Raw genomic sequence first — 14,341 nt, forward strand, 5'->3', positions numbered from 1 at the left:
GGGGGGGGGTGATGCATAATGTCTCCTCAATATGGATGGAACTTTTTAATTTTACGGTAAATTGACAATTCTATCAGCATAGGCAACGCAGGAAAAGACGGCTGTTTTGCACCTGCGTACCGTATTTGTCAAAATGCCGTCTGAAACCGATGCCGCAAGGTTTCAGACGGCATTTTTATCTGGCTGCCTTTATCCGCCGAACAGTCCGGCATCCAACCTCTACCCGTTCCCCGACAAATCCTTTTCGGGCGGTTTCGGCTGAATCCTGCGTTCAGATATGGTTTGCTTCATCACCCTAATCAATGGAGTAGCCGCGAAGATACTGTATCCGTTCACGTGTCATGCGCGTTTCGCATTGCAGCTTGAGGTATTCGGCGTATTCCTGCCGGTCTGCCTGTGCAGCGGCTTGTCGGCAGTTGCTGATTTTTTCCTGCGCCCACTTGCGCTGTTCTCCAACCAACTCTTTTTGCACGTCGGTATCGAGTCCTCCCCAAAGTTTGGTAATTTCGGATTCCGCACGCTGGTTTTGTACACGCGCCTCTTCCACTTCGCCCCGTGATACGGTAACGGTATTGGCACGCTCGCTGTCGTCGGGATGCAGGATTTCCGGTTCGGGCGCGTCTTCTCCGGCTTGGGGTACGTCTGCATCCCCTCCGGCGGCATTATGTTCCAAAATGTCTTCGGGCGTGGGTTTGGACGGTGCTTCATGAGCTTTACCGCTCAAAATCCTGACCGCGTCTTCTTTCTTTACCGCCTTGCCGTCTATCATGACGATGCTCTTCACGCCGTAAGGCAGCAATGCGGCAGACAGGGTTTGTGCCGCCATGCCGACCGTATTATCGACAAATACCGTCTGAGCGTCTTTGGCGGGCAGGAAGCGGACGGCTGCCGTCAATACGCCGTCTTTAAACTCGACATTGCCGCCCGTCTTCTGCTGCACAATATCCGACAAAGCGGTTTCCCCATACAACAGGGGGCTGTTGGCCTTGGCATCGGCAAGCGTTTCAGACGGCACGGTAATGTTCAAATCGGCAATACAGAATGTGCGGCTGCCTTCCCGTGTTTCCGAAGCGTGTTCCAAAGAAAACGCCAAATCGTAGGCGGCGGCGATAATTTTGTCGGCATCGACAAACTGCCGGACGTCGTCGCGCGCGAAGGAACGTGCTTCCTGTTTGAGCGTTTCCTGAATACTGCCGCGTATATCCTGCAACACGGCAGGATTGGCGCATTCCAGCGCCCCCGACGGCTCTTCCTTACCGCACGCCGCAAGCAGCAGGGCAAACGGCAGCAGGGCAAATTTGCGGTACATGGTTTTCCTTTGCAATGTCCGTAACCGATGGCGGCTATCATAGCAAAAGCACCTGCAGGCGGTAAACCTTGCAGGTGCTTTGTCGGAAAAGCGGAAAAATCAGCCTTTAAAGAAATTCACAAAACCTGTGAGAATCGCGGCATTAATCAAATCGACGAAGAACGCTCCGACCATAGGCACAATCAAAAAAGCCTTATGGGAAGGACCGAAAGTATGCGTGATGGACTGCATATTTGCCACCGCAGTGGGCGTTGCACCCAAACCGAAACCACAGTGACCGGCAGCCAATACCGCCGCATCATAGTCGCGCCCCATGAAGACATAGGTTGCAAAAGTCGCATACAGAATCATCACAACGGTTTGTACGGCAAGAATCACGGTTACAGGCCCGGCCAAACCGGTCAGCTCCCACAGTTTCAAGTTCAACAGCGCCATTGCCAAGAAAAGCGAAAGCGAAGCATTGCCGAACACATCTATTGCGCGGTCAAACATATTGACCTTGAATGCGGCGGTCAAAACATTGCGGATGACTACGCCTGCAAACAGACACCATACGAATTTGGGCAGGTCGAACAGATATTCTTTGTCGAAGCCGTCCACAATCTCGGCAAATGCCAGACACGCGGCAAACATGGCAAGCGTTTCAACAGCAGATTCCGCCGTAATCAAACGGGTACGTTTTGCCTGCTCGAACACATCGTCCATATTGTCGTCCTGAGCCTGTTTTGTGTTTTCAACCGGTTTGCGGCCCATTTTATTAATCAGGCGGCGGGCAACCGGTCCGCCGATCAGACCGCCGAACACCAGGCCGAAGGTTGCAGAAGCCATACCCAAACCGGTTGCACCGACCAAGCCGTATTTAGCTTCAAAATCAGGTCCCCAGGCACCTGCCGTACCGTGTCCGCCCGTCAACGTAATCGAACCGGTAATCAGGCCAATCAGCGGATCTAAACCCAAAGCCGTAGCCAGGCCGACCCCGACAAAGTTTTGCACAACAATGAACGCGCCTACCACGGCGGTAAAAATTACCAGCGGCAAACCACCGGCCTTCAGGCGCGAGAAATCTGCACTCAAACCGATAGAGGTAAAGAAAATCAGCATAAACGCATCTTGCAGCGGCTTCTCAAATTTGAAGCTCACGCCATACAACTGATGCAACACAAACAGAATAATCGCGGCAATCAGGCCGCCTGCCACAGGCTCGGGAATATTAAAATCCCTCAACAACTTGATTTTTTTGACTAAAAATTTACCCACCAACAAGACCAGGGTAGCAGCAATCAGCGTGTAATAGCTGTTAAACTCCCATTCCATATCGTTTGACCTCCTAAAATGTTTTTCTTCATGTCCGCCCGAAGGGGACGCAGGCGCGAAGATATTAGGGGAATAGTTAAGGCTTGTCAAAGAATTGCCGTTTTTTACAACTATTTTTTACAAACAAAATGCCGTCTGAAACTCCGTTCAGACGGCATCTGTCATTCGCACCTGTTCAATAATTGGTCGAACAAAATTGTTCTTGCTTGTCCACATCGGCGGCATAACATGTCAAACCCATTCCGGACGCGTTGCTGTTAGCCGCTTTCGCACCCGGTTTCTTGTTCACCGAAACCTTGCCGTTTTTGCCGATTTCCACAGTTACGCCTTTGCCGTTTTTCAGCTTCCATTTCAACACTTGCGCATCGGCACTTTGGCACTTGCTGACCGTACAGCCGCCCTCTGCCGCGACATTGCCGTTTTTATAAATCACGCACTGCTGCTGGCTGTCGGCACACGCCGCAAACGCAGAAACCGAAAAACAGGACACCAGCGCGGCAAACATCAATTTCTTCATGGTTCGGACTCCTTATTTGTATAACGGTTTAATCATACCGAAACTATACGCCTGTCTGCATATCCATGCCATAACACCGCAAAATGCCGTCTGAAAAGCGTAAATCGGGTGCTTATGAGCTCCGCTTTTAAAATAGCCCTATTTCAAATCCGATATAAAAACAGCGGGCCGGAAACCCGCCTTACTTTTTACCGCTTCAGCTTCGCAAACGCATCCGCCATCGCCGAATTGGTCGGGGCGCGGTCGTTGCGTTGTGGTTTGCGGTCACGGCGTTCTTGATGTCGGGTTTCAGACGGCCTGTTGCCTTTGGCAGCACTACCCGGTTCGTCATCCAAACGCATGGTCAGCGCGATGCGTTTACGCGCGGCATCGACTTCCAGCACCTTCACTTTGACCACATCGCCGGCTTTCACGACTTCGCGCGGGTCTTGGACGAATTTATTGGACAGGGCGGAGATGTGCACCAAGCCGTCCTGATGGACGCCGATGTCCACGAATGCGCCGAAGTTGGCGACGTTGGAGACCACGCCTTCGAGTATCATGCCGACTTGCAAGTCGCTGATTTCGTGGATGCCTTCGGCAAATGATGCCGTCTGAAATTCGCCGCGCGGGTCGCGGCCGGGTTTTTCCAGCTCGGACAGGATGTCCAGAATGGTCGGCAGACCGAAGCGTTCGTCGATAAAGTCGGATGCTTTGATTTGCTTCACGCGCTCGCGGTTGCCGATGAGTTCGGCGGCGGTAATGCCTTGTTGCGCCAGCATTTTGGCGACGACTGGATAGGCTTCGGGGTGGACGGCGCTCGCGTCCAGCGGCTCTTTGCCACCGTTAATCCGCAAAAAGCCTGCCGCCTGCTCGAAGGTTTTTTCGCCCAAACGCGGTACTTTCAGCAATTTTTTGCGGCTGTCGAACGCGCCGTTTTCATCACGGTAGGCGACGATGTTCTGGGCAAGGGTTTGATTCAAACCGGAAATCCGCGCCAAGAGCGGAGCGGATGCAGTGTTCACGTCCACACCGACAGCGTTCACGCAGTCTTCGACCACTGCGTCCAGCGATTTGGCGAGCTGGCTTTGGTTCACGTCGTGCTGATACTGACCCACGCCGATGGATTTAGGGTCGATTTTGACCAACTCGGCGAGCGGGTCTTGCAGCCTGCGGGCGATGGACACTGCGCCGCGCAGGGAAACGTCCAAGTCGGGGAACTCGCGCGCCGCCAGTTCGGACGCGGAATAAATCGATGCGCCGGCTTCGGACACGACGATTTTGTGCAGGCTGCTTTCGGGCATTCCGCGCACCAGTTCGCCTGCGATTTTGTCGGTTTCGCGGCTGGCGGTGCCGTTGCCGATGGCGATGAGCTTCACGCCGTGTTGTTTAATCAGGCGCGACAGCGTTGCCAACATATTGTTTTCTTGATGCAAATAGACGATGACCGTATCCAGCAGCTTGCCCGTGTCGTCCACCACGGCGCATTTCACGCCGTTGCGGTAGCCGGGGTCGAGACCCAGCGTCGTCAGCCGTCCGGCGGGCGCGGCGAGCAGCAAGTCTTTGAGATTGCGGGCGAACACGGTAATTGCGTCGGTATCGGCGGCTTCTTTCAGACGGCCTAAAGCTTCGAGTTCCAGCGACAGAAAGATTTTCGCACGCCAAGTCAGGCGCACGGTATCGCGCAGCCATTTGTGGCTGTCTGAAACCTTGAAGCGGCGGGCGATGATTTGCTCGTATTCGCTTTGCTGCGTAATCGGCGTGTCGTCAGGCTGGTATTTGAGCGCGATGTTCAACACGCCTTCGTTGCGGCCGCGCAAAACCGCCAGCGCGCGGTGGCTGGGCATAGTGCGGACAGGTTCGCGATGGTCGAAATAATCGCTGAATTTTTCTCCTTCAGTTTCTTTGCCTTCAACCACTTGCGCGTGGATTTCGGCTTCGTTCCACAGCTTGTCGCGCAGCGTGCCGATGAGTTCCGCGTCTTCGGCAAACTGCTCCATCAGAATCGCGCGCGCGCCGTCCAGCGCGGCTTTGGTGTCGGGAACATTTTCGTTCAGGTAGCCTTGTGCGGCGGCTTCCACGTCCTGCGGCTGCTCGGCAAGCAACACGTCCGCCAGCGGCTGCAAACCGTGTTCGCGCGCGATTTGCGCCTTGGTACGGCGTTTGGGCTTGTAGGGCAGATACAGGTCTTCCAGCGCGGTTTTGTTGTCGGCTGCTTCGATTTGCGCCCTGAGGTCGTCTGAAAGCTTGCCTTGCTCTTCAATGCTTTTTAAAACAACGGCTTTGCGCTCTTCCAACTCGCGCAGGTATTGCAGCCGCTCGGCAAGCTGACGCAGCTGCGTATCGTCCAGCCCACCCGTGGCTTCCTTGCGGTAGCGGGCGATAAACGGCACGGTCGCGCCGTCGTCCAAAAGCTCGACGGCGGCATTAATTTGCGCAGTAGTGGCGGAGAGTTCTTGGGAGAGGATTTGGGTGATGTTCATACATTCCTCCATAATGCCGTCCGAACAATCGACAGAACGGCACAACATAAGATAATCATTTGGAAAAGCAAAAGATAATACTGATATACTTGATTCAAGACAACATGCCCTGATAAGGAATACTATGACTGTACTGATTACCGGCGGCACCGGCTTCATCGGTTCGCACACCGCCGTCTCACTCGTCCAATCCGGTTACGATGTTGTGATTCTGGACAATCTGTGCAATTCTTCTGCCGCCGTCCTTCCGCGGTTGCAACACATTACCGGCAGAAACATACCGTTTTATCAGGCCGACATCCGCGACCGTCAGGTTTTGAGGCAGATTTTTTCAGAACATGAAATCGAATCCGTCATCCATTTTGCCGGTTTGAAGGCTGTGGGGGAAAGCGTTGCCGAGCCGATGAAATATTACAGCAATAATGTTTACGGCAGCCTGGTGCTGGCGGAAGAAATGGCGCGTGCAGGCGTGTTGAAAATCGTATTCAGCTCGTCGGCAACCGTTTACGGTAATCCCGACAAAACACCTTATACCGAAAACCTTCGCCCGGGCGACACGACCAATCCTTACGGTGCGTCCAAGTCGATGGCGGAGCGGATTTTAACCGACATCCAAAAAGCCGACCCGCGCTGGAGCGTCATCCTGTTGCGCTATTTCAATCCGATCGGCGCACACGAAAGCGGTCTGATCGGGGAACAGCCCAACGGTATTCCCAACAACCTTTTGCCCTATATCTGTCAGGTCGCCGGCGGAAAACTGGAACAACTGTCGGTATTCGGCGGCGATTACCCCACACCCGACGGCACCGGTATGCGCGACTACATTCATGTGATGGATTTGGCAGAAGGGCATATCGCGGCAATGAAGGCAAAAGGCGGCCTTTCCGGCGTACATTTATTCAACTTGGGTTCGGGCCACGCCTATTCCGTCTTAGAAATCATCCGTGCCTTTGAAGCCGCATCCGGTTTGAGCATTCCTTACCAAATCAAACCCCGTCGTGCCGGCGACCTCGCCTGTTTCTTTGCCGATCCGTCCTATACCAAACAACAGACAGGCTGGGAAACCAAACGCAGCCTTGCGCAAATGATGGAGGATTCGTGGCGTTGGGTCAGCCGCAACCCCAACGGATACGGGGATTAAATGCAAACCGCAAACAAAAAAACCATCCTCGTTACCGGCGGCGCGGGCTTTATCGGCTCTGCCGTTGTCCGTCATATCATTCAAAACACCCAAGATTCCGTCGTCAACCTCGACAAACTGACCTACGCGGGCAATCTCGAGTCGCTGACCGACATTGCCAATAATCCCCGCTACGCTTTTGAGCAAGTGGATATTTGCGACCGCGCCGAACTCGACCGCGTCTTCGCACAACACCAGCCGGATGCCGTGATGCACTTGGCTGCGGAAAGCCATGTCGACCGCTCTATCGATTCGGCTGGCGAATTTATCCAAACCAATATCGTCGGTACATTCAATCTGCTTGAAGCGGCGCGCGCCTACTGGCAACAAATGCCGTCTGAAAAACGCAAAGCCTTCCGCTTCCACCATATTTCTACCGATGAAGTCTATGGCGATTTGCACAGCACGGACGATTTATTCACCGAAACCACGCCCTACGCGCCGTCCAGCCCCTACTCTGCTTCTAAAGCGTCCAGCGACCACCTCGTCCGCGCATGGTTGCGTACTTACGGTTTGCCGACCATTGTAAGCAACTGCTCCAACAACTACGGCCCTTACCATTTCCCGGAAAAACTCATTCCTTTGATGATTCTGAACGCGCTTGACGGCAAACCGCTGCCTGTGTACGGCGACGGTATGCAAATCCGCGACTGGCTGTTTGTCGAAGACCACGCACGTGCGCTGTATCAGGTTGTTACCGAAGGTGTTGTCGGCGAGACCTACAATATCGGCGGCCACAATGAAAAAGCCAATATTGAAGTCGTCAAAACCATCTGCACCCTGCTGGAAAAGCTTGTTCCTGAAAAACCGGCGGGTGTGGCACGTTATGAAGATTTGATTACTTTCGTACAAGACCGCCCCGGCCATGACGTGCGCTACGCCATTGATGCAGCCAAAATCGGTAGGGAGCTGGGCTGGAAACCTCAGGAAACATTCGAATCCGGCATCCGCAAAACAGTGCAATGGTATTTGGACAACAAAACCTGGTGGCAAAACGTATTGAACGGCAGCTACCGTTTGGAACGTTTAGGCACCGGAAAATAAGTTTTCAGACGGCCTGTTCCCATATTAGGCCGTCTGAAAATCGCGCAAACACACACTACTCAGGAGAAAACCCATGAAAGGCATCATCCTTGCCGGCGGCAGCGGCACACGCCTCTACCCCATCACGCGCGGCGTATCCAAACAGCTGCTGCCCGTGTACGACAAGCCCATGATTTACTATCCCCTGTCCGTATTGATGCTGGCAGGAATCCGCGACATTTTGGTGATTACCACGCCCGAAGACAACGCCTCTTTCAAACGCCTGCTCGGCGACGGCAGCGATTTCGGCATTTCCATCAGCTATGCCGTGCAACCCAGCCCGGACGGCTTGGCACAGGCATTTATCATCGGCGAAGAATTTATCGGCAATGACAATGTTTGCTTGGTTTTGGGCGACAATATTTTCTACGGTCAATCGTTTACGCAAACATTGAAACAGGCCGCCGCCAAGACCCACGGCGCAACCGTATTCGGTTATCAGGTTAAAGACCCCGAGCGTTTCGGCGTGGTCGAATTTGACGAAAATTTCAACGCCCTGTCTATCGAAGAGAAACCGCAACAGCCCAAATCCGATTGGGCGGTAACCGGCTTGTACTTCTACGACAACCGCGCCGTCGAGTTCGCCAAACAGCTCAAACCGTCCGCACGCGGTGAATTGGAAATTTCCGACCTCAACCAAATGTATTTGGAAGACGGTTCATTGTCCGTCCAAATCTTAGGACGCGGTTTCGCATGGTTGGACACCGGTACCCACGAGAGTCTGCACGAAGCCTCTTCATTCGTCCAAACCGTGCAAAACATCCAAGACCTGCAAATCGCCTGCCTGGAAGAAATCGCTTGGCGCAACGGCTGGCTGACGAAAAAAGATGTAGAAACACGAGCAAAACATTTGGAAAAAACCGCCTACGGGCAATACCTGCTGCACCTGATCGGCAAATAAATGCCGTCTGAACCACTTTCTTCAGACGGCATACAGAGAAAATCATGAACATCATCGACACCGCCCTCCCCGACGTAAAAATTTTAAAACCGCAAATATTCAAAGACGGGCGCGGCTTTTTTATGGAAACCTTCCGCGACGGGTGGTTCAAAGAAAATATTGCCGATCGAACTTTCGTGCAGGAAAACCACTCCAAATCCAGCAAAGGCGTATTGCGCGGCCTACACTACCAAACCGAAAATACACAAGGCAAACTCGTACGCGTAGTTGTCGGCGAAGTGTTCGACGTGGCCGTCGATATACGAGAAGGTTCGCCGACTTTCGGCAAATGGGCAGGCGCAACCCTGTCGGCGCAAAACCAATACCAGCTTTGGATACCCGAAGGCTTCGCACACGGTTTTTACGTTTTGAGCGACACGGCCGAACTTACCTACAAATGCACGGACTATTACAAGCCGGAAGCCGAACAGGTTTTAATATGGAACGACCCGGCAATAGACATAGGCTGGCCGCTTCAAACCGCGCCGCTGCTTTCGCCCAAAGACCTTGCCGGCAAAACGTGGGCACAAGCCGAAAAGCTCCGCCTTACGCTTTCCTGATAAAAAATGCCGTCTGAACGTTTCAGACGGCATTTTCTCCAACAGGCTACCTACCCGCCTTCAGTACGCGCTGTGCAAAGAAAAACATCCCGGTAACGAAGAACGCCAAACCCAACCATGAGGCGGCGGCATCCCAGTTTTCCAGATTCAACGCAAGCGGCGCATCCGAGCCGCCGTTGGTCACGGAGAAGGCAATAATAAACGCCATAATCACACCAATCAGGCTTTCGCCGACAATCAGGCCGGCAGAGAACAAGGTTCCGATGCGCTCGGCGTTTTTCAGACGGCCTTCACGGTTTTCCGCTTTTTTACCGATGATGTGTTTCAGCACCGCCGCCAACACCGCACCTGCCACAATGGGCATATTGACGGACGGCGGCAGATAAATACCCATACCGACCGCAAGGACGGGCAGAGCAAGTTTACCGCCTGATGATTTTTTCAACACCAAATCGACGACGATTAATACCGCTCCAATCGCGATGCCGGTAAAGATGTAGACCCATTCAAGGTTGTGGGCGAAAATGCCCGACGCGATGGTCGTCATCAAAGTCGCTTGAGGGGCTGCCAAAGCCTGCGCCGCATCCATGCCTTCGCGCGGCATTGCGCCGGTAAAGCCGTAGGCTTCGTAAAGCAGTTCCAACACGGGCGAAATAACCAGCGCACCGACGATACAGCCGATAATCAGGGCGACTTGCTGCCGCCAAGGCGTTGCTTTAAGCAGGTAGCCGGTTTTCAAGTCTTGCAGGTTGTCATTGGAAATCGAAGCGACGCAGATTACTGCCGATCCGCAGAAAAGCGTCAATGCCAGTAAGAATTTGCGGTTGGCTTCATCCGCCATCAAACCGCCTGATTCGCCCACAACCAATAAAACCAGCGAAATGATGACAATGGAAACGATGCCCACGCCGGAAATCGGGCTGGAAGACGAGCCGACCAAACCCGCCATATAACCGCAGGCGGCGGCGACCAAAAAGCCGATGACGGAAGCCAAAAGCGTGCAAACGACCACTAAAAGCCAAGCCATGCCGCCCGTAATGTGCGAATCGCCGATAAAGTGGTAAAACGACACGCCTAGAATAAACATCATAGACAATACCCAGAAAATCATGGCTTTAGGCGACAAATCCTGTTCAGAGCGTTCTGTAGCGGGCGCACCGCCGCCAAAACTCTTGAACGACATCTTCATGCCTTCCACCATCGGCTTGAGCAGCATCAAAAGCGTCCAAACCGCCGCGATACCTATGGTTCCTGCACCGATAAAACGCACTTTTTCCTTCCACAGCTTCATCGCAAACGCCGCCATTTCCATATCGGAAGGTTGCGGAATGTGTGAGGAGAAATACGGCACGGCAATACCCCACGCAATCGAAATGCCCAACAGGATGGCGATACCGCCCGTCAATCCGACCAAATAGCCCGCGCCCAACAATGCCATTGAAAAACCCATCGGCAGTTGGAAAATCGCCGTGCCGCTTTTGAACCAATAACTCGCACTATCGGCAATCACGCGCAAACCATTGGAACAAAAGCTCATAAAGCCTGCCAATGCGCCGCCTGCCGCCAGCTCTTTAATACCGCTGCCGCCCTGACGGTCTTCCTCTTCCTCGTGGCTGCCGACTTTCAAAATCTCCGCCGCCGCCACGCCTTCGGGATAAGGCAACTCGCTTTTCACCACCATCGCGTAACGCAGCGGAATGGTGAAAATCACCCCCAAAATCCCGCCCGCCATACATAACAGCACAGTCTGCCAAAACGGAAAACCGCTCCAATAGCCCGCCATCAACAAACCGGGCAGAACAAAAATAATGCTCGAAAGCGTACCCGCCGCAGAAGCCTGCGTCTGCACCATGTTGTTTTCCAAAATATTGCTGCCTTTGAAAAACTTTAAAACCGCCATCGAAATCACTGCTGCGGGAATCGACGATGCAAAGGTCAACCCGACTTTCAAGCCGAGATAAACGTTAGACGCAGTAAAAATCACGGTAATCAATGCGCCGAGTATCATGCCGCGGAGCGTCAGTTCGCGGTATTCTTCAGCAGAACCGGATAAAGATTTGCTCATTACTCTTCCTTTAAAAAACAGACTTTCACATATTGTTGGCATCACATCATAATGTCAAGTTTTAAAAAGAACAGTTAAAAACAGTTATACAGCCGTATCCCATATTCCCCTGAAAATACAAAAAACTATTTTCAGACAATAAAACAGCCGTATCAGGGAGATGCCCCAATACGGCTGTTTGTTTCCAGACTTTAAAACTAATCAAACAAATCGCGAAGCTTGTCTAAAAACGATTTCTTACGCGGTGTTTGATTTTCCAGCCCGGTAGAAATCCGCTCAAACTCTTCCAAAAGCTCTTTTTGACGGTCGGTCAAATTAACAGGCGTCTCAACAACAATATGGCAGTACAAATCACCGATTGCACTACTGCGCAACGATTTGACACCCTTACCTTTCACACGCATCCTTCTGCCTGTCTGGGTTTCTTTGGGAATAGTAAGCTTAACCTTGCCGTCCAACGTCGGTACTTCCAACTCACCGCCCAGAGCAGCTGTGGCAAAACTAATCGGCAGTTCGCAATGCAAATCCAAACCATCACGTTGGAAAATCTTATGGGCCCTGATACGCACCGTTACATACAAATCGCCTGCAGGCGCACCATGCCTTCCCGGCTCGCCTTCCCCGCTCAAACGGATACGTTGTCCGTCATCTATGCCTGCAGGAATATTGACTTCTACAGCCTTGCTGGTTTTATTCCGTCCTTCCCCGTGACATTTAATACAAGGGTCTTTAATATGCTTACCTGCACCATGACAAGTCGGACAAGTCTGTTGCATACGGAAAATCGCCTGCTGGATGTGCACCGTACCCGAGCCTTTACAAGTCGGACAGGTTTCAGGGGATGTCCCGGGTTTCGCGCCGCTGCCGTTGCAGACATCGCACGCTTCATAAGTCGGAATATTGATGCGTTTCTTCACGCCTTTTGCTGCTTCTTCAAGCGTGATTTCGATACCGACTTGAACATCCTCACCCTGATAATCAGGCTGGGCACGCCCTGAACCGCCTCCAAACATTTGGCTGAAAATATCCCCAAAGTCAAAACCTTGAGCACCGCCAAATCCGCCAAACCCTCCAAATCCTCCTTGACCTCCTCCTTCGAATACCGCATGGCCATATTGGTCATACATAGCACGCTTTTCTTTATCGGACAAAGTTTCATATGCCTTTTGTACTTCTTTAAACTTCTCTTCCGCCTCTTTATTATCAGGATTACGGTCAGGATGATACTTCATTGCCAATTTACGGTAGGCTTTTTTAATTTCTTCATCGGTAGCTGTTCTTGCTACACCCAACGTCGCGTAAAAATCTTGATTACTCATCTTTTCATCTAATTCGAAACAAAATTACCAGTAAAATAAGGGCAACAGGATAAAACACAAGGTTTCCAAAACAAAAACCGTCCTTCAGACGGCATTTCTCCTTCTACTATGTTGGGGATGTATCGGATATCGACGTCTTTATCTGCCCAATAATCAAAAAGACAAAATTTTTATTCCACCCCAACCTATCTAGCCGTTAAAAAAGAAAGAGGCAAAAAACAAGCTCATTTAGCTGATATAAAACCGGTAAACGGTCATCATACGATATTTGTACATACCTTCAAATACAGCTCAAAATGCTCTTGAGGAATACCGTTAAACTTACGTAATTTACATTTTGGTTTCTAAAAATTCTAAATTCCGTTAATAAGGTTTTATCGTTGTGGAAATGTATACTGTGATTGATGTGGAAGCGGGTAAATCCGTTTACATCCAATATGTCATAACCGTGGTAGCAACCGATATAAATAACGCTGTCAGGCTTAACCTGTTAAAGGATAATCAGCAACAATAAGGGCTATCTAGATATTCGGTACCGAAACGCTGAAAACCTTACCATCACGCTTTAAAACCCGATTACGATTACGGCGACTTTCCCGGCTGATCCGCGACTACATTTGCCTTTACAGTATCTATCAAAATAGCTTTCATCGGCTACCACTTCTCCGTTGAAGATCTCCAAATACGGACTATTCTGATAGATAGGTAGACGTAAACAGTTAAAATAATGGGTGGAGGCATTTTTGTTTACGCCAATTGTGATGCCTGTAACAAATAGTCCAATGAGCCTGTTTTGCTTATATCGGCTTAGCAACTTTCTCTCATGGGATAATTCTGACTCAGATGTAAATATCCCTAGTTATTTAGGATGACTCCTAAAAGAAAACATAAATCATTTCCTTATGAAAATAATATGAAACTTCAAATTCCCATATTAAAAAACAGGGAAGTTCCCAAATATCCCTCAAAATTAATCTAAATTCCCAGAAAAAAGGGCGTCAGAATCTTATCTGACACCCTTTTATTTCCTTCCCGCCCTATTTTTTAGCTGCGGGTATAGCCGGTTTGGCTGGGGCCTTAGGCGCAGGCGCACCGACAGAAGCCTGGTCCTTCAGCTTCGCCAACACCGCAGGGCCGATACCCTTAACCTTTGTCAACTCGTCCACAGACTTGAACGCACCGTTTTGCGCACGGTATTCCACAATGGCCTTTGCCTTTGCCGGACCTATTCCCGGCAGCGCCTCCAATTCCTGCTGGGAAGCGGCATTGACGTTTACCGCAGCAAAAGAGAAGGCGCAGGAGAACAGCATACAGAACAATACAAACATTTTTTTCATGGTTTTTCCTTCAACGTGTGGTAAATAATAAAATTACGTCATTTTAAAATGAATATCCAAAAGTTTCAAGTCGTCCCTCTACAAACCCAACCAGACACCGTACAGATACCGTCCTACCACCCCCAACATTTTTTCCTGGCAAAGCAAAAACCCCCGGATATCCGGGGGTTTTCTGAATGGGTGTTTGGCAGTGACCTACTTTCGCATGGAAGAACCACACTATCATCGGCGCTGAGTCGTTTGACAGACAAGATG

11 protein-coding genes and 1 pseudogene are annotated in these 14,341 nt (G+C 51.3%); 5 read left to right on the plus strand and 7 right to left on the minus strand.

Going from position 1 to position 14,341, the window contains the following annotated elements; all coding sequences use genetic code 11:
- Positions 1–133 precede the first annotated feature (133 nt).
- Complete coding sequence (locus tag BBW69_RS10035) at positions 134–262, plus strand: hypothetical protein (RefSeq protein ID WP_255489349.1); 129 nt, start codon at positions 134–136, stop codon at positions 260–262.
- A gap of 33 nt (positions 263–295) precedes the next feature.
- On the opposite strand, the gene BBW69_RS00625 is transcribed toward BBW69_RS10035, so the two are convergent.
- The 4 genes from BBW69_RS00625 to BBW69_RS00640 all read right to left on the minus strand — a co-directional run bounded on the left by BBW69_RS00625 (position 296) and on the right by BBW69_RS00640 (position 5,602).
- Positions 296–1,309, minus strand: a complete 1,014-nt coding sequence (locus BBW69_RS00625; RefSeq protein WP_188210081.1) for a lysozyme inhibitor LprI family protein — start codon at positions 1,307–1,309, stop codon at positions 296–298.
- 99 nt (positions 1,310–1,408) lie between these two features.
- Positions 1,409–2,623: a sodium/glutamate symporter gene (gltS, locus tag BBW69_RS00630; RefSeq protein WP_107960859.1), complete on the minus strand. Its 1,215-nt coding sequence runs from the start codon at positions 2,621–2,623 to the stop codon at positions 1,409–1,411.
- A 175-nt stretch (positions 2,624–2,798) separates the two neighbouring features.
- Complete coding sequence (locus BBW69_RS00635) at positions 2,799–3,140, minus strand: hypothetical protein (RefSeq protein WP_188210082.1); 342 nt, start codon at positions 3,138–3,140, stop codon at positions 2,799–2,801.
- 188 nt (positions 3,141–3,328) lie between these two features.
- Positions 3,329–5,602, minus strand: a complete 2,274-nt coding sequence (locus BBW69_RS00640) for a Tex family protein (RefSeq protein ID WP_188210083.1) — start codon at positions 5,600–5,602, stop codon at positions 3,329–3,331.
- 124 nt (positions 5,603–5,726) lie between these two features.
- On the opposite strand from BBW69_RS00640, the gene galE reads away from it, so the two are divergent.
- The 4 genes from galE to rfbC all read left to right on the plus strand — a co-directional run bounded on the left by galE (position 5,727) and on the right by rfbC (position 9,365).
- Positions 5,727–6,743, plus strand: coding sequence for a UDP-glucose 4-epimerase GalE (gene galE / locus BBW69_RS00645; RefSeq protein WP_188210084.1), 1,017 nt, complete (start codon positions 5,727–5,729; stop codon positions 6,741–6,743).
- Positions 6,744–7,826, plus strand: coding sequence for a dTDP-glucose 4,6-dehydratase (gene rfbB, locus BBW69_RS00650; protein WP_188210085.1), 1,083 nt, complete (start codon positions 6,744–6,746; stop codon positions 7,824–7,826).
- A gap of 73 nt (positions 7,827–7,899) precedes the next feature.
- Entirely contained in the window at positions 7,900–8,766 is an 867-nt protein-coding gene (gene rfbA, locus BBW69_RS00655; RefSeq protein WP_188210086.1) for a glucose-1-phosphate thymidylyltransferase RfbA, read from the plus strand.
- A gap of 44 nt (positions 8,767–8,810) precedes the next feature.
- On the plus strand, positions 8,811–9,365 hold the full coding sequence (gene rfbC / locus BBW69_RS00660; RefSeq protein ID WP_188210087.1) for a dTDP-4-dehydrorhamnose 3,5-epimerase: 555 nt from the start codon (positions 8,811–8,813) through the stop codon (positions 9,363–9,365).
- A 46-nt stretch (positions 9,366–9,411) separates the two neighbouring features.
- On the opposite strand, the gene BBW69_RS00665 is transcribed toward rfbC, so the two are convergent.
- From BBW69_RS00665 to BBW69_RS00680, 3 genes and pseudogenes are all read right to left on the minus strand, one after another.
- The gene (locus BBW69_RS00665; protein WP_188210088.1) at positions 9,412–11,430 is read right to left on the minus strand and encodes an OPT family oligopeptide transporter; all 2,019 of its coding nucleotides are present in this window, start codon (positions 11,428–11,430) and stop codon (positions 9,412–9,414) included.
- Between the two features lie 197 nt (positions 11,431–11,627).
- On the minus strand, positions 11,628–12,749 hold the full coding sequence (gene dnaJ, locus BBW69_RS00670; protein ID WP_188210089.1) for a molecular chaperone DnaJ: 1,122 nt from the start codon (positions 12,747–12,749) through the stop codon (positions 11,628–11,630).
- Positions 12,750–13,786: 1,037 nt separating this feature from the next.
- A pseudogene (locus tag BBW69_RS00680) lies at positions 13,787–14,155 on the minus strand (helix-hairpin-helix domain-containing protein).
- Positions 14,156–14,341: the final 186 nt, after the last annotated feature.

This window comes from Neisseria sp. RH3002v2f, from assembly GCF_014596375.1.
In the GTDB taxonomy this organism is placed as follows: domain Bacteria; phylum Pseudomonadota; class Gammaproteobacteria; order Burkholderiales; family Neisseriaceae; genus Neisseria; species Neisseria cinerea.

What these genes read in the sequence shown, in the direction of transcription:
- BBW69_RS10035 (WP_255489349.1), top strand. Translation starts at nt 134, where the DNA reads ATGCCGTCTGAAACCGATGCCGCAAGGTTTCAGACGGCATTTTTATCT.
- BBW69_RS00625 (WP_188210081.1), bottom strand. Translation starts at nt 1,309, where the DNA reads ATGTACCGCAAATTTGCCCTGCTGCCGTTTGCCCTGCTGCTTGCGGCG.
- gltS (WP_107960859.1), bottom strand. Translation starts at nt 2,623, where the DNA reads ATGGAATGGGAGTTTAACAGCTATTACACGCTGATTGCTGCTACCCTG.
- BBW69_RS00635 (WP_188210082.1), bottom strand. Translation starts at nt 3,140, where the DNA reads ATGAAGAAATTGATGTTTGCCGCGCTGGTGTCCTGTTTTTCGGTTTCT.
- BBW69_RS00640 (WP_188210083.1), bottom strand. Translation starts at nt 5,602, where the DNA reads ATGAACATCACCCAAATCCTCTCCCAAGAACTCTCCGCCACTACTGCG.
- galE (WP_188210084.1), top strand. Translation starts at nt 5,727, where the DNA reads ATGACTGTACTGATTACCGGCGGCACCGGCTTCATCGGTTCGCACACC.
- rfbB (WP_188210085.1), top strand. Translation starts at nt 6,744, where the DNA reads ATGCAAACCGCAAACAAAAAAACCATCCTCGTTACCGGCGGCGCGGGC.
- rfbA (WP_188210086.1), top strand. Translation starts at nt 7,900, where the DNA reads ATGAAAGGCATCATCCTTGCCGGCGGCAGCGGCACACGCCTCTACCCC.
- rfbC (WP_188210087.1), top strand. Translation starts at nt 8,811, where the DNA reads ATGAACATCATCGACACCGCCCTCCCCGACGTAAAAATTTTAAAACCG.
- BBW69_RS00665 (WP_188210088.1), bottom strand. Translation starts at nt 11,430, where the DNA reads ATGAGCAAATCTTTATCCGGTTCTGCTGAAGAATACCGCGAACTGACG.
- dnaJ (WP_188210089.1), bottom strand. Translation starts at nt 12,749, where the DNA reads ATGAGTAATCAAGATTTTTACGCGACGTTGGGTGTAGCAAGAACAGCT.